Origin of the sequence: Flavobacterium sp. NRK F10, assembly GCF_024054235.1 — a bacterium.
GTDB lineage: Bacteria > Bacteroidota > Bacteroidia > Flavobacteriales > Flavobacteriaceae > Flavobacterium > Flavobacterium sediminis.
In genome coordinates this window covers 2,256,437-2,281,748 of record NZ_JAMXLC010000001.1, presented here as the reverse complement: position 1 = coordinate 2,281,748, position 25,312 = coordinate 2,256,437, and the positions used below count along the sequence as shown (strand labels likewise).

22 protein-coding genes and 2 tRNA genes are annotated in these 25,312 nt (G+C 35.9%); 13 read left to right on the top strand and 11 right to left on the bottom strand.

The features are described from left to right. Nucleotides 1-62: 62 nt before the first annotated feature. The 4 genes from NHF50_RS10300 to alaS all read right to left on the bottom strand — a co-directional run bounded on the left by NHF50_RS10300 (nucleotide 63) and on the right by alaS (nucleotide 5,754). Nucleotides 63-1,109, bottom strand: a complete 1,047-nt coding sequence (locus tag NHF50_RS10300) for a hypothetical protein (RefSeq protein ID WP_109569592.1) — start codon at nucleotides 1,107-1,109, stop codon at nucleotides 63-65. Between the two features lie 266 nt (nucleotides 1,110-1,375). Beyond that, nucleotides 1,376-2,083 carry a hypothetical protein gene (locus tag NHF50_RS10295; RefSeq protein ID WP_218925768.1) on the bottom strand — a complete coding sequence of 236 codons (708 nt, stop codon included), beginning with the start codon at nucleotides 2,081-2,083 and terminating at the stop codon, nucleotides 1,376-1,378. A 133-nt stretch (nucleotides 2,084-2,216) separates the two neighbouring features. Beyond that, nucleotides 2,217-2,993 carry a hypothetical protein gene (locus NHF50_RS10290; RefSeq protein WP_252776269.1) on the bottom strand — a complete coding sequence of 259 codons (777 nt, stop codon included), beginning with the start codon at nucleotides 2,991-2,993 and terminating at the stop codon, nucleotides 2,217-2,219. A 124-nt stretch (nucleotides 2,994-3,117) separates the two neighbouring features. Continuing rightward, nucleotides 3,118-5,754 (bottom strand): alanine--tRNA ligase, encoded by a 2,637-nt coding sequence (alaS, locus tag NHF50_RS10285; RefSeq protein ID WP_252776265.1) that lies wholly within the window; start codon nucleotides 5,752-5,754, stop codon nucleotides 3,118-3,120. 224 nt (nucleotides 5,755-5,978) lie between these two features. On the opposite strand from alaS, the gene NHF50_RS10280 reads away from it, so the two are divergent. The 5 genes from NHF50_RS10280 to NHF50_RS10260 are packed head-to-tail and all read left to right on the top strand — an operon-like array spanning nucleotide 5,979 to nucleotide 9,142. Then, complete coding sequence (locus NHF50_RS10280; RefSeq protein ID WP_109569587.1) at nucleotides 5,979-6,956, top strand: M23 family metallopeptidase; 978 nt, start codon at nucleotides 5,979-5,981, stop codon at nucleotides 6,954-6,956. Then, the gene (locus NHF50_RS10275) at nucleotides 6,956-7,285 is read left to right on the top strand and encodes a MerR family transcriptional regulator (RefSeq protein ID WP_109569586.1); all 330 of its coding nucleotides are present in this window, start codon (nucleotides 6,956-6,958) and stop codon (nucleotides 7,283-7,285) included. Before NHF50_RS10280 ends, NHF50_RS10275 begins: the two co-directional genes overlap by 1 nt. Nucleotides 7,286-7,299: 14 nt before the next feature. Next, complete coding sequence (locus NHF50_RS10270; RefSeq protein ID WP_109569585.1) at nucleotides 7,300-7,911, top strand: LemA family protein; 612 nt, start codon at nucleotides 7,300-7,302, stop codon at nucleotides 7,909-7,911. Next, nucleotides 7,911-8,348: a TPM domain-containing protein gene (locus NHF50_RS10265; RefSeq protein ID WP_109569584.1), complete on the top strand. Its 438-nt coding sequence runs from the start codon at nucleotides 7,911-7,913 to the stop codon at nucleotides 8,346-8,348. Before NHF50_RS10270 ends, NHF50_RS10265 begins: the two co-directional genes overlap by 1 nt. Then, the gene (locus NHF50_RS10260; protein WP_252776263.1) at nucleotides 8,348-9,142 is read left to right on the top strand and encodes a YgcG family protein; all 795 of its coding nucleotides are present in this window, start codon (nucleotides 8,348-8,350) and stop codon (nucleotides 9,140-9,142) included. The genes NHF50_RS10265 and NHF50_RS10260 overlap by 1 nt, the downstream gene beginning before the upstream one ends. An 87-nt stretch (nucleotides 9,143-9,229) precedes the next feature. Here the strand turns inward: NHF50_RS10260 and NHF50_RS10255 are convergent, their stop codons facing one another. From NHF50_RS10255 to NHF50_RS10235, 5 genes are all read right to left on the bottom strand, one after another. Continuing rightward, nucleotides 9,230-12,010, bottom strand: coding sequence for an outer membrane beta-barrel protein (locus tag NHF50_RS10255; protein ID WP_252776261.1), 2,781 nt, complete (start codon nucleotides 12,008-12,010; stop codon nucleotides 9,230-9,232). Nucleotides 12,011-12,212: 202 nt separating this feature from the next. Next, on the bottom strand, nucleotides 12,213-13,334 hold the full coding sequence (gene leuB / locus NHF50_RS10250) for a 3-isopropylmalate dehydrogenase (RefSeq protein WP_252776259.1): 1,122 nt from the start codon (nucleotides 13,332-13,334) through the stop codon (nucleotides 12,213-12,215). After that, nucleotides 13,324-13,920: a 3-isopropylmalate dehydratase small subunit gene (leuD, locus tag NHF50_RS10245; RefSeq protein WP_252776257.1), complete on the bottom strand. Its 597-nt coding sequence runs from the start codon at nucleotides 13,918-13,920 to the stop codon at nucleotides 13,324-13,326. Before leuD ends, leuB begins: the two co-directional genes overlap by 11 nt. Next, nucleotides 13,921-15,309 carry a 3-isopropylmalate dehydratase large subunit gene (gene leuC / locus NHF50_RS10240; RefSeq protein ID WP_252776255.1) on the bottom strand — a complete coding sequence of 463 codons (1,389 nt, stop codon included), beginning with the start codon at nucleotides 15,307-15,309 and terminating at the stop codon, nucleotides 13,921-13,923. Nucleotides 15,310-15,312: 3 nt separating this feature from the next. Beyond that, entirely contained in the window at nucleotides 15,313-16,479 is a 1,167-nt protein-coding gene (locus NHF50_RS10235; RefSeq protein ID WP_252776253.1) for a 2-isopropylmalate synthase, read from the bottom strand. A gap of 144 nt (nucleotides 16,480-16,623) precedes the next feature. On the opposite strand from NHF50_RS10235, the gene NHF50_RS10230 reads away from it, so the two are divergent. From NHF50_RS10230 to NHF50_RS10215, 5 genes are all read left to right on the top strand, one after another. Then, the gene (locus NHF50_RS10230) at nucleotides 16,624-18,168 is read left to right on the top strand and encodes a hypothetical protein (protein ID WP_252776250.1); all 1,545 of its coding nucleotides are present in this window, start codon (nucleotides 16,624-16,626) and stop codon (nucleotides 18,166-18,168) included. Between the two features lie 474 nt (nucleotides 18,169-18,642). Then, a complete protein-coding gene (locus NHF50_RS10225) occupies nucleotides 18,643-20,283 on the top strand; it encodes a hypothetical protein (protein ID WP_252776249.1) in 1,641 nt (546 codons plus the stop codon). A gap of 13 nt (nucleotides 20,284-20,296) precedes the next feature. Continuing rightward, nucleotides 20,297-20,902, top strand: coding sequence for a DUF6705 family protein (locus NHF50_RS10220; RefSeq protein ID WP_252776247.1), 606 nt, complete (start codon nucleotides 20,297-20,299; stop codon nucleotides 20,900-20,902). 307 nt (nucleotides 20,903-21,209) lie between these two features. Further along, the gene (locus NHF50_RS15845; protein WP_374672842.1) at nucleotides 21,210-21,368 is read left to right on the top strand and encodes a DUF6705 family protein; all 159 of its coding nucleotides are present in this window, start codon (nucleotides 21,210-21,212) and stop codon (nucleotides 21,366-21,368) included. 17 nt (nucleotides 21,369-21,385) lie between these two features. Beyond that, the gene (locus tag NHF50_RS10215) at nucleotides 21,386-21,697 is read left to right on the top strand and encodes a hypothetical protein (protein ID WP_252776245.1); all 312 of its coding nucleotides are present in this window, start codon (nucleotides 21,386-21,388) and stop codon (nucleotides 21,695-21,697) included. Between the two features lie 142 nt (nucleotides 21,698-21,839). Here the strand turns inward: NHF50_RS10215 and der are convergent, their stop codons facing one another. Further along, nucleotides 21,840-23,150 (bottom strand): ribosome biogenesis GTPase Der, encoded by a 1,311-nt coding sequence (der, locus tag NHF50_RS10210; RefSeq protein ID WP_252776243.1) that lies wholly within the window; start codon nucleotides 23,148-23,150, stop codon nucleotides 21,840-21,842. A gap of 160 nt (nucleotides 23,151-23,310) precedes the next feature. Here der and NHF50_RS10205 point away from each other — a divergent pair, with 160 nt between their 5' ends. Further along, nucleotides 23,311-23,805: a hypothetical protein gene (locus NHF50_RS10205; protein ID WP_252776241.1), complete on the top strand. Its 495-nt coding sequence runs from the start codon at nucleotides 23,311-23,313 to the stop codon at nucleotides 23,803-23,805. A gap of 116 nt (nucleotides 23,806-23,921) precedes the next feature. Here NHF50_RS10205 and era read toward each other — a convergent pair whose 3' ends face one another. Further along, nucleotides 23,922-24,806, bottom strand: coding sequence for a GTPase Era (gene era / locus NHF50_RS10200; RefSeq protein WP_109569575.1), 885 nt, complete (start codon nucleotides 24,804-24,806; stop codon nucleotides 23,922-23,924). A gap of 116 nt (nucleotides 24,807-24,922) precedes the next feature. Between era and NHF50_RS10195 the strand changes: the two genes are divergently transcribed. Together NHF50_RS10195 and NHF50_RS10190 are read left to right on the top strand one after the other, a co-directional pair. Continuing rightward, nucleotides 24,923-24,995, top strand: a tRNA-Met gene (locus tag NHF50_RS10195). An 82-nt stretch (nucleotides 24,996-25,077) separates the two neighbouring features. Further along, nucleotides 25,078-25,150 (top strand) — tRNA-Met (locus NHF50_RS10190). Nucleotides 25,151-25,312 lie beyond the last annotated feature (162 nt).

Here is a 25,312-nt window from a genome sequence, read left to right as displayed (position 1 = left end):
TAGTAATAAAAACAAGACCCCGAAACCAAAGATTTCGGGGTCTTGTCCTATTGAAATATCTTCTATTTTATAGCTTTTGCTAATTTTTTGAAATCTTTTTTCCTGATATTATAGGAAAGGACTTTGCGGTCTCTGTAAACCACCTCTCCTGTTTTAGCATTTACCACTTGTACAAACCCCAACCAAAAGCCTCCTTTAAGATAATAAATCTCTTCACCTAAAAGAATTTTTTTATCTAATTCTTCCTCGGAGATAAATTCTGCTTTATATGGATAGTCTGACAAAAGATCTTCCAACTCTTTTTCGGTCAAATCATCATAATGCAGTTTAGAAGATTTACCTGTTTTATACTCTTTTTTTAAATAATCAGGAATGTATAAAGTAGCTTTTTTAAGCTTTTTTACCTCATCTGTGTATTCTTCTTCACTTAAACCATAGAATTGTTTTTTTTCCAGCAAACTGTTAAGCTTTTGAAAATTATTTTTCAACATTCCTAAGGAATAATTATGAAACCAATTTTCATTATATACCATACCGGACACGTATTCTTCTGCTTCACTCATTCTTTTATTCGCAAACGTAAAATTTAATGTCTCATAGCTTGTTCCAACAGGATTAAATGCTTTGTCCTGTGCATAATTCCCTGTCGGCATAAGTGCTTCGCTTAACAAAGTAGCATGAGGTATCAATTCAATTCTTGCAAAACATTCGTAAACTTCAATATTTCTCTTCTTCTTTTTAGAATATTTTTCAGACAAATGGAAAAAATCGATAAAAAAATAAGCTACCCTTGTTTTATCCATACGCCGAGAAGCTCCTTTTAAAAGAGCAAATGAATATTTGCCTAATGTATAATTGCTAAAATTAAAATCAGCAATACTCACTACTTCAAACGGAGTAAAAGTCCATGATTCTTTTAAGATCTTTTCATATTCTTCTGGTGTGTAATAATCTGACAACACAAAAATAGTCGTCGTGTTCTTTACCCTGTCAAAGAGTGACGGATCAAATTCTTTTAATTTAAATTCACTGAAATTGGATACCGCAACTTGTGCATTACTAAAACTACAAACAAAAATAAACAGTAGGACTAAAATTTTTTTTCTCATAATAAACACTTAATTTTAAAATCAGATCGGAGCAGATCAAAAAAATGATAGTTTGAAATTATCACATGATCTTATATAAAGGTAGTATCTCACTAAGTGTGTAAAGTATAAAATATCGAGGGTTAAAGCTCTCGATATTTTTTTGCTTAATTTTAAATTTTTTAACTATATTTGAAAAAAGGGTTCAGCTTTAATAAAAGCCAAACCCTCGATTTATAACTTACACACTTTACGGGATAGTGTCTATATAAATAGTACTAATTAAATTATTGATTATAGAAATACTGAATAGTGCTTGTTTCTCCTTCAAATACCAATGAATCAGTAAGCGGATAACCCAATGAGTTATAAGTATAGGACATTGAACTACTATCCGGGCTGTTTGCTTCACCATTAAATACTCTCTTTACTAGATTATTATTACTTAAATCAAGATAATACTTAAAAGCTTCAGTAAACATATAAATATTTACAAATGGATTATTATGATCATCATATTGACTAACCCAATTTTGTCCTTCTGAAATACTTTGCCCTGTTTCACTTACTTTATTTCCATTACTGTACTTCCACAGAAAAGACTCTGACAATGCGTTTAAATTATAATAATTAACTAAAATCACATCATCTGCTTTGTAAACTAATTCTATTTTAGTGGACTTATCAAATTCAAAAGAAGCTAATCTCCCTTGAGAATCATAGCTAAAAGTTACAGGAATTGTCTCTAAAACATCTTCATCATTATATTCTTGTAATTGAGAAGATATCAGTCTTCCCGAAGAATCATAAGAAAACGTTTCCTTCTCACCTTCAGAATCTGTCCAGCCAACTAACTTATTTCCATTATATGTAAAATTTGTTGTCAACGTTGAACCATCACTAAAAGTCTCAATTGTTTTAGTTAGCAATACTGGTGATGAAGATTTCACCGCTTCTTTACTAACCCCTGAACAAGAAGCAAGGAGAACCACCATTACTCCGATGAAAAAGGAATATATTTTTTTCATTTTTATACTATTTAAACATCACAAATAAACTAAAAAACGTTTAAAATAATAGAAACCTGATAATTTTCAACGATCAAGCTTCAATTATTATAAACTAATACTAATTATAAATATACTGTGAAGTAGAATTATATTCAGGATTTGATGGATCAGTAAAATCCTCTGTATCTGGCATATTGTTTGCATTATATGCCAATACAATTACCCAATCCGTTACACCATCAATTTTAACTTCAGTAGCATTATTGGAAATTCCCTGATAACCTACATTCACTATTGGACACGCAATTTCAATTTCTGACAACCCAATTACTGAGTTAAAAGGGTTTACATTATTATCAAAAAAGGTTTCTTCAACCCAAGTTGTCTCATATGTCTCTCCGGGATATTGTGTCACTTCTTTTCTATAAGGTTGATTTCCATTAAAATAAATCATTCCGTTTGCCTCAAGAACAGAATTATGCGTTGTGGTGAATGATACTGTTCCATTAGTATTATATGTAAAATCATCAACATATACATCACCCCCATCACTATTTCTTATAGACTTTATTAATTTTCCATTTGAATTATACTCATAATTCATTACTTCACTATAAGAATCCCCTGCACCATCATCAAAAAAATATTCTTCTTTTGTTATTAGATTTCCAGTATATGTAAATATTGTTTCATCTTGTAAACTAGAATCCCAAGAATATCTTACTATTTTATTTCCATTATATACAAAACTTAACGTTTCCACAGAACCGTCATCAAATGTTTCAATAATTTGTGATAACAATGTTCCTGTTGAATTTGACGATTTATTATCATCACTTGAACATGAGGTCAATAGTAATACAGATGCACTGATTAGGGCTAATAATTTTTTCATTTCTTAAACAATTAAATTTTCTCACAAAAGAAAGGCAAAAAAAAGATTATTACAAATATTTCTTATAATAAAAAAAGCCTGATATCTTGTAAGATTATCAGGCTTATACTTTTATTTTAAAACATTACTTTACAAACTCTTTTGCTTTCTCTAAAGCTTCTTGAATTCCTGCCGCATTTTTTCCTCCGGCTGTTGCAAAGAACGGTTGACCGCCACCGCCACCTTGAATATATTTCCCTAATTCGCGAACGACTTGCCCCGCATTCAATCCTTTGCTTTCTACTAATTCTTTAGAAACATAACAAGTTAGCATCGGTTTGTTTTCATTTACAGTTGCTAAAACCACAAACAAATTGTTTTTGTTATTCCCTAATTCGTATGCTAGATCTTTAACACCGGCAGCATCTAGATCTACCTGAACCGCTAAGAAATCAACGCCATTGATATTTTCTAACTGAGAGGCTAATTCTCCTTTTAAATTTTTAGCTTTATCTTTTAGTAACTGCTCTACCTGTTTTTTTAGTTTTGCATTTTCATCTTGTAAAGAAGTTACCGATTTTGCCACATCCTGCGGATTTTTCAATAGCGCTGCAATTTCCGCTAATAAATGTTCCTGATCGGCAAAATATTCTTTTACTGCTTTATTCGTAATGGCTTCAATACGACGAATTCCTGCCGCTACAGCACTCTCTGATACAATTTTAAAATACCAGATATCCGCTGTATTTTGCACGTGAATACCTCCGCAAAGCTCCATACTTTCTCCGAACTTGATCGCACGAACTGAATCTCCGTATTTTTCACCAAACAACGCCATTGCTCCTTCTTCCACTGCTTGTGCAAACGGAATGCTTCTTCTTTCAATTAATGGTAAATGCTCCTGAATGCGTGCGTTTACAAAATCTTCTACTTGTTTTAACTCTTCATCCGTTACTTTAGCAAAATGTGAAAAGTCGAAACGCAAATAATTAGGAGAAACCAATGACCCTTTTTGCTCTACATGTGTTCCTAAAATAGTACGCAACGCCTGATGTAGCAAGTGTGTTGCTGAGTGATTACTCGCGGCTAAGCTTCTCAATTCTGTATTTACCTTTGCCTGAAATGTTGTATTTACGTTTTCCGGCAATTGTTTCGCAAAATGAAGAATTAAATTATTCTCTTTTTTCGTATCGATGATTTCAATGGTCTCGTTAGCCGAAACTAAAACTCCTCTGTCTCCTACTTGTCCTCCGCCTTCCGGATAGAATGGTGTTGCATCCAATACTATTTGATATAAAATACCGTCTTTTTTAGAATCTACTTTTCGATAACGGGTAATTTTTACTTCATTCTCTGTCTGGTCGTAACCTACAAATTCTTCCGTATTCCCTTCTACCAAAATATGCCAATCGCCGGTTGCCACTTCAGATGCAGCACGCGAACGATCTTTTTGTTTTTTTAATTCCGCTTCAAATTCGCTTTCATTAAACGAATAGCCTTTTTCTTTTAAAATCAGAGCCGTTAAATCTTTAGGAAAGCCAAAAGTATCATACAATTCAAATACTTTTTCACCTTTTACTTCTTTACCTGAAGTTTCAGCAACCACTTTCTCTAACAAGTGTAACCCCTGTTCCAAAGTTCTCAAAAAAGAAGCTTCTTCCTCACGAATTACTTGGGTAACCAAATTTTGTTGCGATTTGATCTCCGGGAAGAATTCGCCCATTTGATCCGCTAGAACAGCTACCAATTGGTAAATAAAAGGTTCTTTTTGATTTAAGAAGGTAAAACCGTAACGAATGGCACGACGTAAAATACGACGAATTACATAACCTGCTCCGGTGTTTGAAGGCAACTGTCCGTCAGCAATAGCAAAAGCCACCGCACGAACGTGATCTACAATGACACGGATCGCAATATTGATCTTGTTTTGCTCTTCACTGATGTTTTTAACTTCGTTAGAAGTGTATTTCAACCCTGTGATTTGCGCTACTTTTTGGATAAGCGGCGTAAAAACATCCGTATCATAATTAGAAGTTACGCCTTGCATAGCCATACACAAACGTTCAAAGCCCATTCCGGTATCCACGTGTTTAGCCGGTAATTTTTCTAAAGAACCATCGGCTTTACGGTTGAATTCCATGAATACGTTGTTCCAAATTTCCACTACTTGCGGATGATCGGCATTTACTAAACTTCTACCCGAAACCTGTGCTCTTTCTTCATCAGAACGCAGATCGATATGAATTTCAGAACAAGGTCCGCACGGTCCTTGATCACCCATTTCCCAAAAATTGTCTTTTTTATTTCCGTAAATGATTCGGTCTTCCGGAACGTATTGTTTCCACAAATCAAAAGCTTCTTGATCAAAAGGAACATTTTCAGCTTCATTTCCTTCAAAAACGGAGACATACAAACGATCTTTGTCTATTTTTAAAACTTCGGTCAAGAATTCCCAAGCCCAAGCAATAGCTTCTTTCTTAAAATAATCACCAAAAGACCAGTTTCCTAGCATTTCAAACATAGTGTGGTGATAGGTATCAAAACCAACATCTTCCAGATCGTTGTGTTTACCGGAAACTCGTAAACATTTTTGAGTGTCGGCAATACGCTTACTTTTCGGCGTACCATTCCCTAAAAAATACTCCTTGAACTGCGCCATTCCTGAGTTATTGAACATTAACGTTGGATCGTCTTTCAATACAATAGGTGCAGAAGGTACAATCAGGTGTCCTTTACTTTCAAAGAAATTTAAAAATGCTTTACGAATGTCTCTTGATTTCATTTTGTTTCGCTATTTAAAAGGCTGCCCCCTGTTAAACATATTTGCCATTACTATTTCTCACTGAATTTCGAAAGTAAAAGTATCCACTAATAATGTCCGATCGCATTAAGAAAAGTTTCGCACCTGAAATAAAAAAATAGGCTTAAGTTTGAAACATTTCATAAATTTGTTCGTATAACAGTTGTTAACCACAAAAATTTGTGCAAAAATAGTAAATTTAGAACATGGCGAAAGTAAAATATTATTACGATCCTGAAAATTTGGCTTACAAACGAATTGAAACTAAGAAGCGTAAAAAATTTGGATACATTTTGCTTTTTTTACTTTCATCTGCTTTATTTGGTTTTTTATGTCTGGTTCTGCTCATCAACACGCCTTATTTTGAAACACCTAAGGATAAATTGTTGACAAATGAATTGGAAAATATGAAGATCAACTACCAACTTTTAAATAAGAAAGTGGATGTCATGGAAAATGCTTTAAGTGCCATTGAAGATCGCGATAATAATGTTTACAGAACATACTTCAACACTTCTCCGATAACTGATGAAGAGCGAAAAGCCGGTTTTGGCGGGGTTAACCGATACAAAGATCTGGAAGGATACAACAATTCTGATCTGGTAATTAATACTACCAAAAAGATCGACCGTTTAATGAAAGAAATGGCTATACAGTCTGAGTCACTGAACGAAATTGTGAAATTAGGAAAGCAAAAAGAAAAACTTCTGGCCGCTATACCTGCTATTCAACCTGTTAAAAATGAAGATTTGAAACGGATGGCATCCGGTTATGGTTATCGAAGTGACCCGTTTACCAAAGTTCGTAAATTCCATTACGGTATGGATTTTACTTCTCCAACAGGTACACCTATCTATGCTACCGGTGACGGCGTGGTATTAAAAGCGGATAATTCTTTGTCCGGTTACGGAAATCATATTGAAGTAAATCACGGATACGGCTATGTAACTCTTTATGCCCATTTAAGCAAATACAACTGTAAAAGAGGACAAAAAGTAAAAAGAGGCGACATCATAGGCTATGTAGGAAGTACCGGGCGAAGTGAAGCACCTCACCTACACTATGAAGTTATCAAAAACGGTAAGAAAGTAAATCCTATTAACTTTTACTACGGAAGTATTTCTGCTGAAGAATATGTGGCTATCTCAAAATTGGCTAATCAGGAAAATCAATCTTTAGACTAATGCAAGTAAACTTACCTGAAAAATTATATTACAGCATAGGCGAACTGGCGACAGCTTTTGACGTTAACACGTCTCTGATCCGTTTTTGGGAAAAAGAATTCGATATTCTGAAACCGAAAAAAAATGCAAAGGGTAACCGTAAATTCACTCCGGAAGACGTTAAAAACCTTCAATTGATCTACCACTTAGTCAAGGAACGAGGTTTTACACTGGAAGGCGCAAAAATACATCTGAAAGAAAACCAGAAAAAGACATTGGATAAATTTGAGATCATCAGAAAATTAGAAAATATAAAATCACAATTAACAGAACTTAAAAATCAACTTTAAAAATTAAACAACTTATGAAAAAATTTGCACCTGTATTAATAATTGTCGGATTACTAGCTTTAGGATTCTTTTGGTATGTAGGAATTAAAAACGGAGCCATCAGAGAAAACCAGGCTGTATCTAAAGAATGGGGAAATGTAGAAACTGCTTATCAAAGACGTAGTGATCTTATCGGTAATTTAGTAAAAACCGTTCAAGGGGCTGCTGATTTTGAAAAATCTACCTTAGAGGCAGTAATCAATGCCAGAGCTAAAGCAACTTCTATGACCATTGACCCTTCTAACATTACACCGGAACAACTACAACAATTCCAACAAGCACAGGGAGGATTGAACAGTGCATTATCAAGATTATTAGTTACTGTTGAACGTTATCCTGATTTAAAAGCGAACCAGAATTTCTTAAAATTACAAGACGAACTGGCCAGCACTGAGAACCAGATCTTAACGGCTCGCACCCGTTTCAACGAAGCCGTTCAGTCCTACAACAACTATATCTTAAAGATCCCTAACAACTGGTTCTTAGCAGAATACAAAGAAAAACCGTATTTTGAAGCAGAAAAAGGAGCAGAAAAAGCTCCGGATGTTAACTTCAATTTCGGCAACCAATCTGAAGAAGCTAAATAATGTCTAAAACCGAAGATTTCTTAACCAAAGCCGACGAACAGGAAATTGTTCAGGCTATTGTTGAAGCCGAAAAAAACACTTCGGGAGAAATTCGTGTGCACTTAGAAGAATATACTGAAAAACCTCCTCTACAAAGAGCTCAGGAGGTTTTTTTATCTCTTGACATGCACGAAACAAAAGAGCGAAATGGTGTCTTAATTTATGTTGCAACAGCTAACAAACAATTTGCAATCATAGGAGACGAGGGCATCAATAAAGTAGTTGAAAGTGATTTTTGGGATTCTACCAAAGACACTATCATTAGCCATTTTAAACATAACGAATATAAAAAAGGATTAATTCAGGGAATTCTGAAAGCCGGGGAGCAATTAAAACAATATTTCCCGTACCAAAAAGATGATACCAACGAATTGCCTAACGAAATTTCAAGAGGATAATGACAAAAATTATTTTTAAAGTGATACAATGGATGCTCTTTGCAACACTGCTGTTACTTCATCATATCGGTTTTGCTCAATTTATGATTCCTCCTAAACCTTCTGATCAAACAAGCGTTTACGATTATGCGAATATTTTATCTGCTTCAGAAAAGAACAGTTTAAAACAAAAGCTACTGAACTACGCAGACAGTACTTCTACTCAAATCGTAATTATCAGTATTGAGGATCTAAAGAATGAGGATATCGGGATTCTTACACCCAAATGGGCGCATGAATGGGGAATCGGTCAAGAAAAAGAAGATAACGGTGTACTCATCCTGGTAGCTAAGAACGACCGAAAAATATGGATCTCTCCCGGTTATGGTTTAGAACCTCAACTTACCGCCGGAATCAATGGTGATATCATTCGTAATATCATTATTCCTGAATTTAAAGCCGGAAGTTATTATAATGGTTTAGACAAAGGAACCGACGCTATTTTCGAGGTTATTAAAGGAACATATAAAAATACTAATTCCCGTAACAGTGGTAGCATTTTTCCGATCATCATATTTATTATCATTGTTATCATTATTATTTTATTATCGCGCAGAAACCGAAATGGCGGCGGCAATGGCGGACGTTATTCCGGTTCTGATTTAACTGACATGATCATCTTAAGCCGAATGGGAAGAAGCGGCGGATTTGGCAGTGGCAGCTTCGGATCCGGAGGAGGTTTCGGAGGAGGCGGATTTGGCGGTGGCTTCGGAGGAGGAGGTTTCTCCGGTGGCGGAGCCGGCGGCAGCTGGTAAGATCTCCATAAAAATTCACACAAAATAAAGAAAGGCAAGGTTAAACACCTTGCCTTTCTTACTTAAGACACAAACAAAAGTTAGAGATTAATCTCTAAAAAATACTTTATTACCATCTTTTTTACCACCGAATTTCTCTAATTTAAAAGTCAGTGAAAACATTACGTATTGTTGTAAAACAGTGTTTTCTGTATCTGTTATGGCGGTTGGAGTAACTGTTCTACTTACTCCGATATTTTGATTCAACAAATCGTATACTTTTACTTTTGCCAACAATTTATCTTTAAGGAAATTGTATCCTAAACTCACGTTCCATAAGTAAAAATCTCTTTTGAAACCTCCGGAAATATTTGAGTTGTAATTATAGCCGAAATCACTTCCGAGTACAACGTGTTTAGGCCAATAGCTCGTTAATTCTAATTTAAAATTATGCTTAAAATATTCCGTCTTATCAATTACATAATTGTTGAAGTCAGTTCTGTTAAACGAATAGGTATAGGAAGGATTAACCGTAACCAAGTCTTCAATTGACCAGTTCATAAATACTCTGGGCTCTACTTCATAACCTGATGATTCATACAAAACGGCATTGGTTAGTCCCTGAGCAAAATCAAGACCTAAATCTAATGAAGCTCCTGCTTTAAAAGTACGTTTTTCCTTTTTGAACACTTTGCTGTAGCTCAAGCCGGCATAACTGTTATACGTTTTGTCAATATTCTGATACGTAGTGGTTGCTTTATAATCGGCATCATAGGTCGTTGAAGACACGATCTCGTTCTTATTATAGTTAAGTCCGCCATATAAGTAAAAACCACTTCTTGTAGCATAATCATAATTGTTATAGTTCAAATACACACGATACGTTTCTTTCGGTTTTAAATCGGCATTCCCTAAGAAAGTGTGTAACGGATTCTCGATATTCTCATAAGGCAACAGCTGTGTTGCAGACGGCATTTCTACTTTATAAGCTGAATACGTATAAATAGATTTAGACTTGCCAAGCGTCACACTCAAATATCCGTTAACATTAGGATACAAATACTTTTGATTCAATCTTGTTTCGGTTCCCAGATATAATGATTGATTCTGATAATTGATATTATCCGTTCCGAAACTGATTCTACCTCTTATTTTCTTCTTTTTCAACTGTAAGGCAATACTAGGCGTAAAAGTTATCTTTTTAGAATTAATATCACGAGAAAGAGAAGCATTTATATCTGAATATTGATTGGTAAGACCATCAAAGTCAAACGTATTTTGATAATCTTTACTTTCTTCCCAAGCATAATTAGCCTGAATAGTAAAGTTCAAAGAATCATTGATCGGTTGAATGTATCGTACCGAACTGTTATAGCTATTATTTCGATCGGTATTCAAACGATTCTGGTCACGTTCGTCATTAGCAGCACCTGATTGATAGAATGATGTTTTAGAGTAGGTCAATAAATCCGTTTCATTTTTAGAATTCGTGTTGTTAAAACTTACTCCTATTCCTTTTCCTTTTTCATTTAACTTTTTAAACAAATACAAATTATTCTTAAAACTGGAAAAGTCAGTTTGTGAACGGTCATCAGAAATATAATCATTAGATAAATCTCCGTTCTCATCATACGTATTTTCAAAACTGCTATAAAGACTATTATTTTTATTCTTAGAAAATGACGGAGAAATATACAATGTGGTCGTTGAATCGATCTTTACTTCAAAGTCCAGATTCAAATTATGACCGTCTACGATACTTTTAGAATTAGACTCTGAAACCGTACTGGTATTTCCTGTCGGTAATAGATTGGTTCTGCTTGTTCTGTTTCTGTTTTCCGAATCAGCTCTGTTGTAATAATAACTTCCGTTGGGATCTAATTTTTTATTAAACCATTCGTCACTAAAGTTAAGCCCTACCATTGAAGATTTTGTAATTCCGGTATTCCCACCGAAACGCATTCCGTTAATATTGTAGCTTCCGTCACCACTAACCCATATTGAAGTATTTCTTCCTCCTCCCATATTATCAAAGATCTCGTCCATAGAAAAACCAACGGAATTGATATTATTTGACGAGCCCAGCACACTGATTTTCTGCGTATCTTTAAAATAATTGAACAACAAACTGGATTCGTAACGATCATCGGTTCCATAGCCTACGGTAGCTTTACCAAAAAGTCCTTTATTCTTCTCTTCATCAATAGTTAGATTAATGGTCTTTTCATCAGAACTAGCACTTTGTCCCGAAAGTTCTTCTTCCTTTGTCTTAGTATCCGTTACCTGAATTTTACTAATCATTTCAGCCGGAAGGTTCTGCGTCGCTATTTTTCCGTCTTTCCCGAAAAATGGCTTTCCGTTCACTAAAATATTATTTACCTCTTTACCATTTACCGTAATTTTACCGTTCTCATCGATCTCTACTCCCGGAAGCTGTTTCAATAAAGCTTCTACATTGGCATCCGGTCTGACCTTAAAGGACGAAGCATTAAACTCTAATGTATCGGTTTTAATAACTATAGGAGGCGTTTCTCCTTTTACCACGATCTCGTTCAGGGAAGAAACATTTTCTTTTAAAAGAATAGTTCCCAGATCCTGATCGCTCTGTAATCCTTCAAATGGTTTTTTATAATCTAAAAAACCGTTGTAAGAAACTTTCAATAGTAAAGGATAATCGATCTTTCTTATCTTAAATTCAAAATTTCCGTTGTGGTCAGAAATAGTATAATCTACCACTGTTGAATCAGAGACTTTGGTAAAGTAAACTGTTGCTGATTCTAACGGTAACTTAAGACTTTCATCTAAAACTTTTCCCGAGATCTTGACTGAATTTTGTGCATAATTAACTGTGGAACATAATAGGATTAGGGCAAGTAAAATTTTTCGCATACTTAAAAAAAATTGGGTAGTAGTTTATCTTATAAAGACGACGAAATAAAGGTTTTATTGTCTAAACCCAAAAAGGGTTACGAAAGTTTTAACATTTTTAACTTTCTTATTGCTTAAAACAATCTTAAAAAGAAGAACTATTAGTAAATAAGCATAAAAAAACCTGTCTGGGCAGACAGGTTTTCAGTTCACTAACATTCAACTAAATTACAATCGACTGGCCTATATGGATATTTTCACAATTCAAATATTCACAAGTATCTTCTCTGTTCAGAATCGTCCCCGCAATAATATCTCCAATATTTGTAGTGGTTACAAAAGCTTCACCATTCAGATCTTTAGTCACAATTCCTTTATCAATAGTTTTATTAACTGCCTGACGAACTGCTTCTGCCTCATCACTTAAACCAAAGTGATCCAGCATCATAGCAGCGCTTAAAATAGATGCGATAGGGTTAGCTATATTTTTTCCTTTTGCCTGTGGATACGAACCGTGAATAGGCTCAAACAAGGCCACGCCATCACCAACTGAAGCTGAGGCTAACAAACCGATGGAACCACCAATTACACTTCCCTCGTCTGAAATAATATCACCAAACATATTTTCAGTCAGGATCACATCAAACTGGCTCGGGTTTAAAATCATTTGCATAGCGGCATTATCTACAAATAAAAAATCAAGAGCTACTTTAGGATAACTTTTTGCTACCTCAGAAACAACTTTTCGCCACAAACGAGACGATTCTAAAACATTTGCTTTGTCAACCAAGGTTACCTTGTTCTTACGTGTTTGTGCCGCTTTAAATGCTAAATGAGCGATTCGTTCAATTTCAAATTGCGAATACTCACACAGATCAGATGCCGTTTTACCGTCTTCACTCAATTTCTTTTCACCAAAATAGATTCCTCCGGTCAATTCCCGATAAATTACCATATCCGTTCCCTGAATGATCTCTTTCTTTAACGGTGACTTATCCAATAAGGAGTTATAAGCGGTTACCGGACGAATATTAGCAAACAATCCTAATTCTTTACGCAACTTCAACAAACCTTGCTCCGGTCTTACCTTCGCAGACGGATCGTTGTCGTATTTCGGGTCACCGATAGCGCCAAACAATACGGCAGCTGCATCTTTACAAACATCTAAAGTAGCATCGGGCAAAGGATTTCCGGTTTCATCAATAGCAATAGCACCAACCGATGCATAATTGAACTGAAACTCGTGTTTGTAACTTTCCGCAATTGCTTTTAATACTTTTACACTTTCCTGAATTACTTCCGGACCAATTCCATCCCCCGAAAGTACTGCGATCTTAAAATTCATAAGTCAAGGTTCTATTTTGTTCAAATTGTTCTATCTCCGCTTTTTTACTTACTAAAAAGTCAATATCATCATAACCATTTAGTAAGCATATTTTTTTATAGGAATCAATATCAAAATATTCTTTTCTGTCGTTAAAAGCAATTGTTTGTGCTTCCAAATCTACCGTAATTTCCATATCCGGATTACTCTGAATAGCTCCCAGCATTTCTTTTAAGAATTCGGGACTAACCTGAATCGGCAACAAGCCATTATTCAATGCGTTTCCCTTAAAAATATCTGCAAAATAACTGGAAACAATAACTTTAAATCCGTAATCTGTTAATGCCCAAGCTGCGTGTTCCCGACTGCTTCCACATCCGAAATTATCTCCTGCCACTAAAACGGAACCTGAATATTTAGAATCGTTTAAAACGAAATCCGAAATTTCTTCATTCTTATCATTGTAGCGCCAATCTCTGAATAAATTGTTGCCAAAGCCTATTTTGTTTGTCGCTTTTAAAAAACGTGCCGGTATTATTTGATCGGTATCTACGTTCTCAATAGGAAGCGGAACCGCTTTTGATCGTAATAAAGTGAATTTTTCCATTTAATTCAGGTTTAAAGTTAGGTCTACAATCTTCCCTTCTACAGCCGTTGCCGCTGCCATAACCGGACTGGCTAAAAGCGTTCTGGCACCTTGTCCTTGACGCCCTTCAAAATTTCGGTTGGACGTCGAAACACAATATTCTCCCGAAGGAATCTTATCATCATTCATAGCTAAACAAGCAGAACATCCCGGTTGCCTGATCTCAAATCCGGCCGATTCAAAAATAGCAGTCAGCCCCTCGTCCTGAATTTGTTTAGCCACCTGTTGCGACCCGGGAACGATCAATGCCGTAACATTAGCCGCTTTTTGTTTCCCTTTAATATAGTTGGCAGCATCTCTGAAGTCTTCAATCCGTGAATTGGTACAACTTCCGATAAATACATAATTGATGGGTTTTCCAATCAGCTTCTCTCCTTTATGAAACCCCATGTATTCTAAGGCTTTGTCAAAGGACGGATCATTTTCGGGACTCGGAATAGTTTGATCAACACCAATTCCCATTCCCGGATTCGTCCCGTAAGTAATCATTGGTTTGATATCTTCCGCATCAAAATGATATTCTTTATCAAACACAGCACCTTCATCTGTTGGTAAGGTTTTCCAATGTGCCAGATATTGTTCAAATTGTTCTCCTTTTGGTGCAAACTTTCTTCCTTTAATATATTCAAAAGTGACCTCATCAGGAGCAATCATTCCGCCACGAGCCCCCATTTCAATACTCATATTACAAACCGTCATGCGGCCTTCCATTGACATCTCACGAAAAATATTTCCGGCATATTCACAAAAATACCCTGTTCCGGCATTCGTTCCGATCTGAGAAATTACATACAAGATCACATCTTTCGGCGTTACTCCTTTGGCTAATTTTCCGTTGACATTCACTCGAAGACTTTTCGGTTTATTCAACAGCAAACATTGGCTGGCAAAAACCTGAGCCACCTGACTGGTTCCGATACCAAAAGCAATAGCTCCGAAAGCACCGTGCGTCGATGTATGACTATCTCCGCAAACCATAGTCATCCCCGGCAATGTAATTCCCAATTCCGGAGCAATAACATGTACAATTCCCTGATATTCGTGTCCTAATCCGTAAAGTGTTATTCCGTTCTTTTGGCAATTTTGAGTCAGTTGCTCTACCTGATTTCGAGACAGCTCATCTTTTATAGGCAAATGTTGTTCTTTAGTCGGCACGTTATGATCTGCCGTTGCTACGATTTTCTGTGTTCTGAAGACAGGAATTTTTCGTTCTTCCAATTCCGCAAAAGCTTGCGGACTGGTCACTTCGTGAATTAAATGTTTATCTATATATAAAATTTGAGGACCGTCAGGAACAGTACTTACAACATGACTATCCCAAACTTTATCAAATAAGGTTTTCTTTTCCATAATTTATAGTGCAATACCAATTTTACAATGTTCAATAATGCGATGAATATCATCGTTCTCCACTTGTTTTTTACGATCCGCTACTCTTAAAAACTCTTGATAAACCGTATCTAACTGAAGTTTCGTTAATTCGTAACCAATATTTTTAGCCCGATATGCCAAAGCAGCGCGACCACTTCTTGCGGTTAAGATAATAGAAGAAGTATTAACCCCAACATCTTCCGGATTAATGATTTCGTAAGTGGCTCTGTTTTTAATAACACCATCCTGATGGATCCCTGAGCTATGTGCAAAAGCATTAGCGCCCACAATAGCTTTATTAGGTTGTACCATCATTCCCATTGTATCTGAAACCAATCGGCTAACCTCATTCAATAACTTTGAATCGATCTTAGTTTCCAGATTCAAATAAGGATGTTGGCGCAGGATCATTACTACTTCCTCTAATGCTGTATTTCCGGCTCGCTCCCCAATTCCGTTAATTGTACACTCTATTTGTCTGGCTCCGTTGACAACTCCTGAAATTGCATTGGCTGTTGCCAAACCTAAATCGTTATGACAATGGCAAGACAAGACTGCTTTTTCAATCCCCACAACATGTTCGGAAAGGTATTTGATCTTAGCGCCGTATTCTTCAGGCAAACAATACCCTGTAGTATCCGGAATATTTAAAACCGTAGCGCCTGCTCTAACCACTTCTGTACAAACCTGAGCCAAGAACTCATTATCCGTTCTTCCGGCATCTTCGGCATAGAATTCTACATCATCCACAAAGGTTTTCGCATAAGAAACTGCTTCAACGGCACGTTCAATGATCTCTTCTTTAGAAGCGTTAAATTTGTATTTGATATGAGAATCAGAAGTTCCGATCCCGGTATGTATCCGAGGTTTTTTAGCCTGTTTTAGTGCCTGAGCAGCAACTTCAATATCGTTCTTCACAGCACGGGTCAAGCCGCAAACTGTTGCATTTTTCACTTCCTTTGCAATAGCTTGTACCGCATCAAAATCTCCCGGACTGGAGACCGGAAAACCGGCTTCAATAACATCCACTCCCAATTCGTCCAGCTTTCGGGCAATTTTTATTTTCTGCTCTTTATCAAGCTTGCAACCCGGAACCTGTTCGCCATCTCTCAATGTAGTGTCAAAAATATAAACTCTTTGCTTATTCATTTTTTATTTAAGATTGTTCTATACGAATATATTTTATAGTCAAAAAAAGGTTACTTTTGATTTTACGCTATTTACAACGTCAAACAAACCAAGAAACATAAATAAAATACTGATTTACAATATTTTAAATAAAATAATTTTACGATGGCTAACACTTCTAAAGATTTTTTGTTTGTATTGATCAAGTCTCTATCTAAGTCTGAAAAGCGGCAATTTAAGCTGTATGTCAACCGAATAGGAATGAATACGGATGCTAAATTTTTACAGCTTTTTGAACTTTTAGACAAGATGAATGACTATAACGAAGAAAAGATCCTGAAGAGCAACATTGTTACCAAAGTACAATTGTCTAACCTTAAAGCGCATTTATACAAGCAGATCCTGGTAAGCCTTCGCTTAAACCCGACCCTTCAAAACATTCGTATTCAGATCAGGGAACAGATCGATTTTGCCACTATTTTGTACCAAAAAGGACTGTATAAACAAAGCTTAAAATTATTGGAAAAAGCCAAAACAATGGCTCTTGAGCATGAAGAAAAAAATATTGCTTATGAAATTGTTGAATTTGAAAAAGTGATCGAATCGCAATACATTACCCGAAGTATTTCAGGAAGAGCCGACGAATTAAGCATTCTCGCCAAAGATCTGAGCCGTCAGAATGTAGTGACCAGTAAGCTTTCTAATCTTTCATTACAATTATATGGTTATTTACTAAAACACGGCTATGCAAAAAGTGATGAGGAGATGAAGCAGATCACACAATATTATAGTGACCGGATGCCTGAATTTGATTTTGAAGAATTAGGCTTTCGCGAGAAATTATGGTTGTATAAAGCCAACTTGTGGTATAGTTTTTTAATTCAGGATTTTTTGGGTTGCTTTAAATATGCTTCAAAATGGGTAGAACTGTTTTACGAATATCCATCAATGATCCAGATCAACCCGATCTGGTTTATTAAGGGAAGTAATTACCTTTTAGAATCGTTGTATCTCGTTAAACATCAGACCTATTTTAAAGAGGCTTTAGTACGTTTTGAAGATACTTTAACACACAAAGGCTTTCCTAAGAATGAGAATATTTTGTCTCAGGAATTTTTAACCCTTTACAACAGCAAGCTGAACCTGCACTTTTTAAAAGGCGATTTTGAAGGCGGTTTGTATTTGGTTGACGAAATCCTAACCCAACTGGATTTATTTAACGAGCAAATTGACGAGCATCACCACATGGTCTTTTATTACAAAATTGCATCGCTATACTTTGGTATCGGAGACAACTTACAGTGTATCGTTTATCTCAATAAAATTATCAGCAACAGAAATTTAGAAATGCGCGAGGATCTGATGTGCTTCGCCAGAGTTCTTAACTTGGTTGCTCATTATGAAGCTCGTGAGGACGAACAGTTGGACAAATTGATCAGAGACACTTATCAATTCTTAATCAAAATGAACGATCTGCACGAGGTACAACGAGAAATGATCCGTTTCTTAAAGAATCTGGGAACTATTTATCCGCACGAATTAAAAGACGCATTTATAACACTTCACGCTAAATTAAAGACTTTCGAAAATCACCCTTATGAAAAAAGAGCCTTCTTGTATTTAGACATTATTTCGTGGTTAGAAAGTAAAATCTACAACAAGCCTGTGGCTCATATTGTTCAGGAAAAGGCTTTAAAAGTAAACCGCTGATAGTTAAAAAAGTAAGCCTATTTAAAAAATACCGACTGCTTTAGACTACTTTTCCTTTTTCAAAAATTTAAAAGTCATTCAATTGTAAAATAGAACCATAAACTTTAACAAAATATACATTTTTTCTGTATCCAATTTAACAAATATAGGTGCTATATTTGCTACGGTTAAAAGCAGTAATTTTATTTCTTTCAAGAGCATTTAGTCCCGAAGATCTTTCGGGACTTTTTGTTTTTGTAGATTTTTTACGTCTCATGGAGATAAAATATGAAATTTTAACAAAATATACATTTTTCCTGTATCCGAGTTATAAGAACAATGCTATACATTTGCTCCCGATTCCCCTATCAACATTTTGTTCTTCTTCCTGTGCAGTAAAAAAGTACAGTGTAGAGGTATTAATTGTCCCAAACGGATCAATAAATCCTTTTTTGCCGTCATAGTGAGAAATAAAAAGGTAATAATGTTTATTAAATGAAATTAAAACGAAAGAAAAGGCTGCTCTTAAGTTTATCGGGACTCTTAGTGCTGCTGTTGACCAACTGTGAAAAAGACTACCCGGACGCAACGCTAAACAACAAGTTAACAACCTCCCGTTTTGACATCCGGGTTCTGGATAGTGAACAGATCCTGTCCAATGCTAAGGTTATGGACAAATTACAAAAGATTGCAGGGCAAACCAAAGCACAAGCCACCGGAACGGGAACACCGATAGGTACTTCCCGAATCCTTTACAATTCAACCTACGGCTTTTCCGTAAACACTGCTTATGTGAAATACGTGGAAGACACCACAACGGGGAAACATTCCTATAACTTTCCGCTTACGCGGGACAGTTTGGTCACTTCCCATTTGGAAAACCTCTTGCTATCGTCGCGTTCCGACGGGAGTTACGATGCGTATATTGTGGAATACGGTTTTTCAAAGGACGAATACAATGCTGTGTCTCAAACAACACTGAACAACACAACGACCCGTTATTATCCGATAGATTTTGACACTTCGGTCTTCAACAGCGGCGAGTTAAACAAAATGGTGCTGGAATACAGTTGTGTAGAAATATGGTCATTGGAAGTCGTACCGGCGCACCAGGGTGACAATACAGGTGGGGAACTGTACACGGAAGAATGGGTATTGGTCTCCAACGAATGTACCTGGAATTACTACGATGACGGAACAGACGGCAGCGGCGGAAGCACCACGACCACCACCGGAGTAGAGACCTCGGGCGGTGTAGGCGGTAGTGGCAGCGGAGGCAGTACCGGAGGCACAACAGGCGGTAGTTCTGATACCGGAGATACTTGTAAAGGTTGTAGTGATGGCGCAATAATTTCTATTCCGGCAACAGAGCCGGCTGAAGTGATAGAAACGTCTTGTGAAGAATTGAATAAATTGACAAAAAATCCTATTTATCCTGTAAATCCGTATATGGACGAGAATGACGTTCGCATAAGAACAGCAATTATCAATATGTCTGACGGCTTGTCTACAAACGGAGAAATAGGTTATGGCTTTTACAATCAGGCAAATTATCCGGAATACGGTCCTTATGCCAACTATACAGCGTCAACAAACGGAAATCATGTGACGTTTCCGACAAGAGGCTACCAGTTCGGAACCATACATACGCATCCTAGCAATAATCATTTTCCCATGTTTTCCCATGATGATATTTATAGTTTGTATTCTATCGCTTCCCATTATGCTTTAAATGCTTATAATACTGCCGGTAACGATCTCTTTGTTTGTGTGTTGGTGGTAAAAATAGGTTTTCATTTTTATACTTATGCTATTAAAATTGAAGATTTTTCTAAATTAGAAGCTTTAAATAGTATACATCCGCCTTTTAACGGGCTTGGAAATGGAACAGATAAAAAATGGAAAGATTATGGTGAAAAATTAGAAAAGTATTACAAAAATAAGGCAAATGGAGTGAATGGAACTCCTACCCAATACGAAAGAGCTTTTCTTCAATTTATACAAGATCAGGATCTGGGGGTATCACTTTATGAAATGGAGCAAACCGGTTTTGGCACACCATTAGTAGAGGAAAACTGGAAAAAACTGGAATTAGGAGATGATAGTACTACCATAAACGAAATACCGTGTAACTAAAAAAATAAATCAAATGAAAAATATACTTTTTACAATATTGATCGTTTTTACATTTATTTCTTGTAAAGCTCAAATAGTACCCTTAGATGCGAGTTATTGGGAATATCCTCAAGGGACTTATATTAAAGATACTTTTAATGAAATGGACAAATTTGTAGGTACCTGGCAATATACCCAGGGAACCGATACTTTGACCATTGTTCTTCAAAAGAAGATTCATATTTATAATGGAGAATATTATGAAGATTTTTTAAATGGTGGATATCGTTATGTGAGCAATGGAGTAGAAATTGTAAATACACTTTCTTTATTAAATGACTTAACGAATGTTAATGGAGATAATAGTAAAATACAAGGAGGACTCATACTTCCAAATGATATGTATCCCATTTGTAATGATTGTATCCCGAATGAAAGGAGGTTTAAGTTATATTTCTCAGATCCAGAACGCAATTATTTATCATCGTCCTTGGTTTTGCGTTATTTACCACAAAGTTTAGGGGAACCTGAAAAGATGACGGCAACGCTTATTGACAATGATAGCGTTATGATCCCTGATGAAAATTCGCCTACAACATTGCGCGTACCGTATGGAGAATATTTAATGGTGAAACAGTAAAAAAACAGCTATGGCTTTTGGAGAACCAAAAGCCATAGTTTTAGGGTATCAATATTTTTTAAGAGCGTCATTTTTTTAATGATAGAAGTAGTTTTTAACAAGCCGTTAGTAGAGTAAAACCGGAAGAAACCGGAATTAGGAGATGGTAGTACTACCATAAACGAAATACCGTGTAACTAAAAAAATAAATCAAATGAAAAATATAGTTTTAACAATTATCAGCCTTTTATCTCTTATCAGTTGTAAGGCACAAACCATCGTTCCCCTTTAATCAGCCACATTTGACGATTATGGCAACAATAATTATATAAAAGATACCGATACCGATGGGGTACTTGATCCGTTTGTAGGTACCTGGCAATGGATAGACGGTACCAATACTTTTACCATAAAGTTTGTCAAAAAGACCAATTGGAATCCCCTGAATCTAAATAATTATACTGAAGATATTATTTTGGGAGATTAAAAAATCTTCAAAATGGAATGGTTACCTATGACAATTTAAACTTTTCAATAAATGATAATTCAATTCAAACTCAAAATTATGCCATTATATTTGCATCTTACAATTATCAAAAATCACTTCATATTGAAATGAAAGACCGAGAAAAAAACAAATACTTATCAAGTTCTTTCACTCTTCAATACGATCCCAATTTAACTGCTATCTGTCAGATTTTTATGACTAAATTAGTAGCACACCCTAGGGAAAATAGGTTTTCGTCGCCCAATGCTCAGCCAGCATTATCAAGTTATTCTTTTCCGTATACTATGATCCTTACAAAAATTGAGTGATGAAAAACAGCACCGGAATTAAAGTAACGTAATAATGCGGTATAATGATGTGTTATAGAACTAAAATTATTTGAAACAATAAAAAACAAAACTTAAAAAAGCGGGTTTAATTATATCAAACCCGCTTTTTTAACAACTGTACTTATTTTTGTCTGAAATAGATATCGATCGGCACTCCTGAAAAGTTATAATTTTCGCGCAATTTATTTTCAATGAAACGTTTATAAGGCTCCTTTACATATTGCGGTAAATTGGCAAAAAACACAAACTGAGGAGTCGCTGTGGGCAACTGCATACAATATTTGATCTTGATATATTTTCCTTTAATCGCCGGTGGCGGTGTATGTTCTATGATCGGCAACATCATTTCGTTAAACTTAGAAGTCGGTATGCGTTGTTTTCTATTCTCAAACACCTCTACGGCAACTTCTAAGGCTTTTAATAAACGTTGCTTTGTTAATGCGGAAACAAATAAGATCGGCACATCTGTAAAAGGTTCGATCTCTTTACGGATCTTAGCTTCATATTGTTTAGCTGTCATAGTATCTTTTTCGATCAGATCCCATTTATTCACTAAGATCACAACACCTTTTCTGTTCTTTTGAGCCAACCAAAATATATTTTGATCCTGACTTTCGAAACCACGGGTAGCATCAATCATCAAGATACAAACATCGGCATGTTCAATAGCGCGAACCGAACGCATTACGGAATAGAATTCCAAATCTTCTTTTACTTTCGCTTTTCTACGAATACCTGCTGTATCTACCAATTTGAACTCAAAACCAAAACGATTGTAAGTAGTATCAATAGCATCGCGGGTTGTTCCGGCAATATCCGTTACTACGAAACGATCTTCGCCTATTAAAGCATTGATAAAAGATGATTTTCCGGCATTAGGACGACCTACTACTGTGAATCTCGGCAACGGATTTTCTTCCTCCTCTGCTTCCGGCAATTCCGGTAACACCTCAACCAACTTATCTAACAATTCACCGGTTCCGCTACCGCTCATTCCGGCAATCGTAAAATATTCGCCTAATCCTAAAGAGTAGAATTCAACCGCATCGGCAACGCGCATGGCATTATCTACTTTATTTACTGCTAGAAGCACCGGCTTTTCCACCTTGCGAAGCAAATTAGCCACTTCCATATCCATTGGCGTGATCCCTTCTTCCACATCTACCACAAATATAATGGCATCCGCTTCATCAATAGCCAATTGCACCTGACGTCGTATTTCGCCTTCAAAAACATCGTCTGATCCTACGATGTAACCACCGGTATCAATTACTGAAAATTGTTTGCCGTTCCACTCACTTTTTCCGTAATTTCTATCGCGTGTAACTCCGCTTACCGAATCTACAATGGCATCACGTCGTTGTATTAAACGATTGAAAAAGGTTGATTTCCCTACATTTGGCCTACCTACTATGGCTACAATATTATTCATCTTCTTGTTTTTGAATGTGCAAAGATACTTTTAAAATTTAGAATTCAGAAATCCGAATTTAGAAAATAAGTGTTCTTTCTTTTCAGAAATCCATTGCTTTTGCGTTAGGAAATTTACTATTTAAAAAAAATATACTATTTTAGTTCTAAATAACTTGCCTATGGAACCGGAAAAAGAGTTGCGTTTGCGCCTGCGCTTTTATAAAACTACTTCTAAATCAGTAGAAGAAATTAAAGCTCGTTGCGAAAATTTAAAAACAGAAGTCGCTCCTGATTTTAACATTAAAACGCTAGACAATCATATCTGGTTGAGCATCGGCGCCTTAAAAAGGGAAAAATATTCTCCTAATCTTCATTTGGAAATTGAACCAATGGAAGATGGTAACACAGCAGTGAATGGATTATTCGGTCCGGATCCGGTTTTATGGACCATGTTTATGTTCCTGCATTTTATCGTTGCCGGAATCTTTATTATTTTCGGCCTGATTGCCTATTCAAAATGGACTTTACATCAAAATTTTGCGCTTGATATTTCCATCATGGTTCTTATGGTAGGCTGCTGGTTCACTCTTTATTTTTTAGCTCGTCGTAATCGTAGCAGAGGAATTCCTCAAATGCAAGAACTCGAAGAGTTAATGGATAGAATTTTATATTGATCTTTAAATCTCATTTTCTTCCATTAATCTCATCATGTAATCAAAAAATCCTTTATGTGATTTCTCACTTTGTTCAAAATGACAAAAAACAGGAACAAGTTTGGTTGGCGACAAAATTATTTTTGATTGTAGCCAAAACGTTTTAGCTGACGTAAATTGGTTCTCCAGTCTTTATTAACCTTCACATAAGTTTCCAAATGGATCTGTTTCCCAAAGAATTTTTCCAGTTCTTCGCGTGCCTGAATCCCTACTTTTTTGATGGCTGCTCCTTTATGACCAATGATAATCCCTTTTTGGGTATCCCGTTCCACCATAATTAAAGCACGGATACGGATAATATCATCGTCTTCTTTAAACTCTTCGGTTTCAATTTCTACTGCATAGGGAATTTCTTTATCGTAATTCAATAATATCTTTTCACGAATGATCTCGTTGACGAAGAAACGTTCCGGCTTATCAGTCAATGCATCTTTCGGATAAAACGGAGGAGAATCAGGCAAGAGTTCTATAATTCTGTCGAAAACCGTTTGAACATTAAAGTTTTCTAAAGCTGAAATTGGAATGATCTCTGCATTAGGCACCTTCTCTTTCCAAAGTCCGATCTGTTCTTCCAGTTGTTCCTGATTGGATTTATCAATTTTATTTAATAGTAACAGAACCGGGATCTTAGAATGAATAATCCTTTTAAAAAAGGCTTCGTCCTTTAAGTCCTTCTCTCCTATTTCGACCATGTACACTAAAACGTCGGCATCTTCAAAAGCACTTTTAACAAAATCCATCATAGAATTTTGCAATTCATAGGCCGGTTTTATGATTCCCGGTGTATCAGAAAAAATAATCTGGAAATCATCGCCATTCACAATTCCGAGAATTCTGTGACGTGTTGTTTGCGCTTTACTTGTAATAATAGACAAACGTTCACCTACTAAAGCATTCATTAGCGTTGATTTACCTACGTTAGGATTTCCGATGATATTGACGAAACCGGCTTTGTGATTCATGTTTAAAATTTTATAATGCAAAGGTAGTATATCTATTGAAATGCAGAAAATAAAAGTTTTTTCAAAAAAAGCTTGCTTTTTGATATAATCGTTGTATTTTTGCAGTCCGATAACAGCGCGGGATAGAGCAGTAGGTAGCTCGTCGGGCTCATAACCCGAAGGTCACTGGTTCGAGTCCAGTTCCCGCTACTAAGTTGGTCACTTCAACCCTTTCAAAAGATTTAATGAAGTCGTATTTTGAAAGTATTTTAAACTTCATAAAAACGCACAGCGCGGGATAGAGCAGTAGGTAGCTCGTCGGGCTCATAACCCGAAGGTCACTGGTTCGAGTCCAGTTCCCGCTACTACGAAAAAACGGTTTTGAATATTTTTCAAAGCCGTTTTTTTATGCCCGAAATCTCCGTATTTTAGGAGTCGTAAACCAAGACGTAAACGATTTTCAGTTGCAACCAAAACAAAAAGAGCTACAATTTGTAGCTCTTTTTGTTATAATGAATATATATAAA

What these genes read in the sequence shown, in the direction of transcription:
- NHF50_RS10235 (WP_252776253.1), bottom strand. Translation starts at nt 16,479, where the DNA reads ATGAATAAGCAAAGAGTTTATATTTTTGACACTACATTGAGAGATGGC.
- NHF50_RS10265 (WP_109569584.1), top strand. Translation starts at nt 7,911, where the DNA reads ATGTCTAAAACCGAAGATTTCTTAACCAAAGCCGACGAACAGGAAATT.
- leuB (WP_252776259.1), bottom strand. Translation starts at nt 13,334, where the DNA reads ATGAATTTTAAGATCGCAGTACTTTCGGGGGATGGAATTGGTCCGGAA.
- NHF50_RS10300 (WP_109569592.1), bottom strand. Translation starts at nt 1,109, where the DNA reads ATGAGAAAAAAAATTTTAGTCCTACTGTTTATTTTTGTTTGTAGTTTT.
- NHF50_RS10215 (WP_252776245.1), top strand. Translation starts at nt 21,386, where the DNA reads ATGGTTACCTATGACAATTTAAACTTTTCAATAAATGATAATTCAATT.
- leuD (WP_252776257.1), bottom strand. Translation starts at nt 13,920, where the DNA reads ATGGAAAAATTCACTTTATTACGATCAAAAGCGGTTCCGCTTCCTATT.
- der (WP_252776243.1), bottom strand. Translation starts at nt 23,150, where the DNA reads ATGAATAATATTGTAGCCATAGTAGGTAGGCCAAATGTAGGGAAATCA.
- NHF50_RS10255 (WP_252776261.1), bottom strand. Translation starts at nt 12,010, where the DNA reads ATGCGAAAAATTTTACTTGCCCTAATCCTATTATGTTCCACAGTTAAT.
- NHF50_RS10270 (WP_109569585.1), top strand. Translation starts at nt 7,300, where the DNA reads ATGAAAAAATTTGCACCTGTATTAATAATTGTCGGATTACTAGCTTTA.
- NHF50_RS10225 (WP_252776249.1), top strand. Translation starts at nt 18,643, where the DNA reads ATGAAATTAAAACGAAAGAAAAGGCTGCTCTTAAGTTTATCGGGACTC.
- NHF50_RS10205 (WP_252776241.1), top strand. Translation starts at nt 23,311, where the DNA reads ATGGAACCGGAAAAAGAGTTGCGTTTGCGCCTGCGCTTTTATAAAACT.
- alaS (WP_252776265.1), bottom strand. Translation starts at nt 5,754, where the DNA reads ATGAAATCAAGAGACATTCGTAAAGCATTTTTAAATTTCTTTGAAAGT.
- NHF50_RS10295 (WP_218925768.1), bottom strand. Translation starts at nt 2,083, where the DNA reads ATGGTGGTTCTCCTTGCTTCTTGTTCAGGGGTTAGTAAAGAAGCGGTG.
- era (WP_109569575.1), bottom strand. Translation starts at nt 24,806, where the DNA reads ATGAATCACAAAGCCGGTTTCGTCAATATCATCGGAAATCCTAACGTA.
- NHF50_RS10230 (WP_252776250.1), top strand. Translation starts at nt 16,624, where the DNA reads ATGGCTAACACTTCTAAAGATTTTTTGTTTGTATTGATCAAGTCTCTA.
- leuC (WP_252776255.1), bottom strand. Translation starts at nt 15,309, where the DNA reads ATGGAAAAGAAAACCTTATTTGATAAAGTTTGGGATAGTCATGTTGTA.
- NHF50_RS10275 (WP_109569586.1), top strand. Translation starts at nt 6,956, where the DNA reads ATGCAAGTAAACTTACCTGAAAAATTATATTACAGCATAGGCGAACTG.
- NHF50_RS10260 (WP_252776263.1), top strand. Translation starts at nt 8,348, where the DNA reads ATGACAAAAATTATTTTTAAAGTGATACAATGGATGCTCTTTGCAACA.
- NHF50_RS10220 (WP_252776247.1), top strand. Translation starts at nt 20,297, where the DNA reads ATGAAAAATATACTTTTTACAATATTGATCGTTTTTACATTTATTTCT.
- NHF50_RS10290 (WP_252776269.1), bottom strand. Translation starts at nt 2,993, where the DNA reads ATGAAAAAATTATTAGCCCTAATCAGTGCATCTGTATTACTATTGACC.
- NHF50_RS10280 (WP_109569587.1), top strand. Translation starts at nt 5,979, where the DNA reads ATGGCGAAAGTAAAATATTATTACGATCCTGAAAATTTGGCTTACAAA.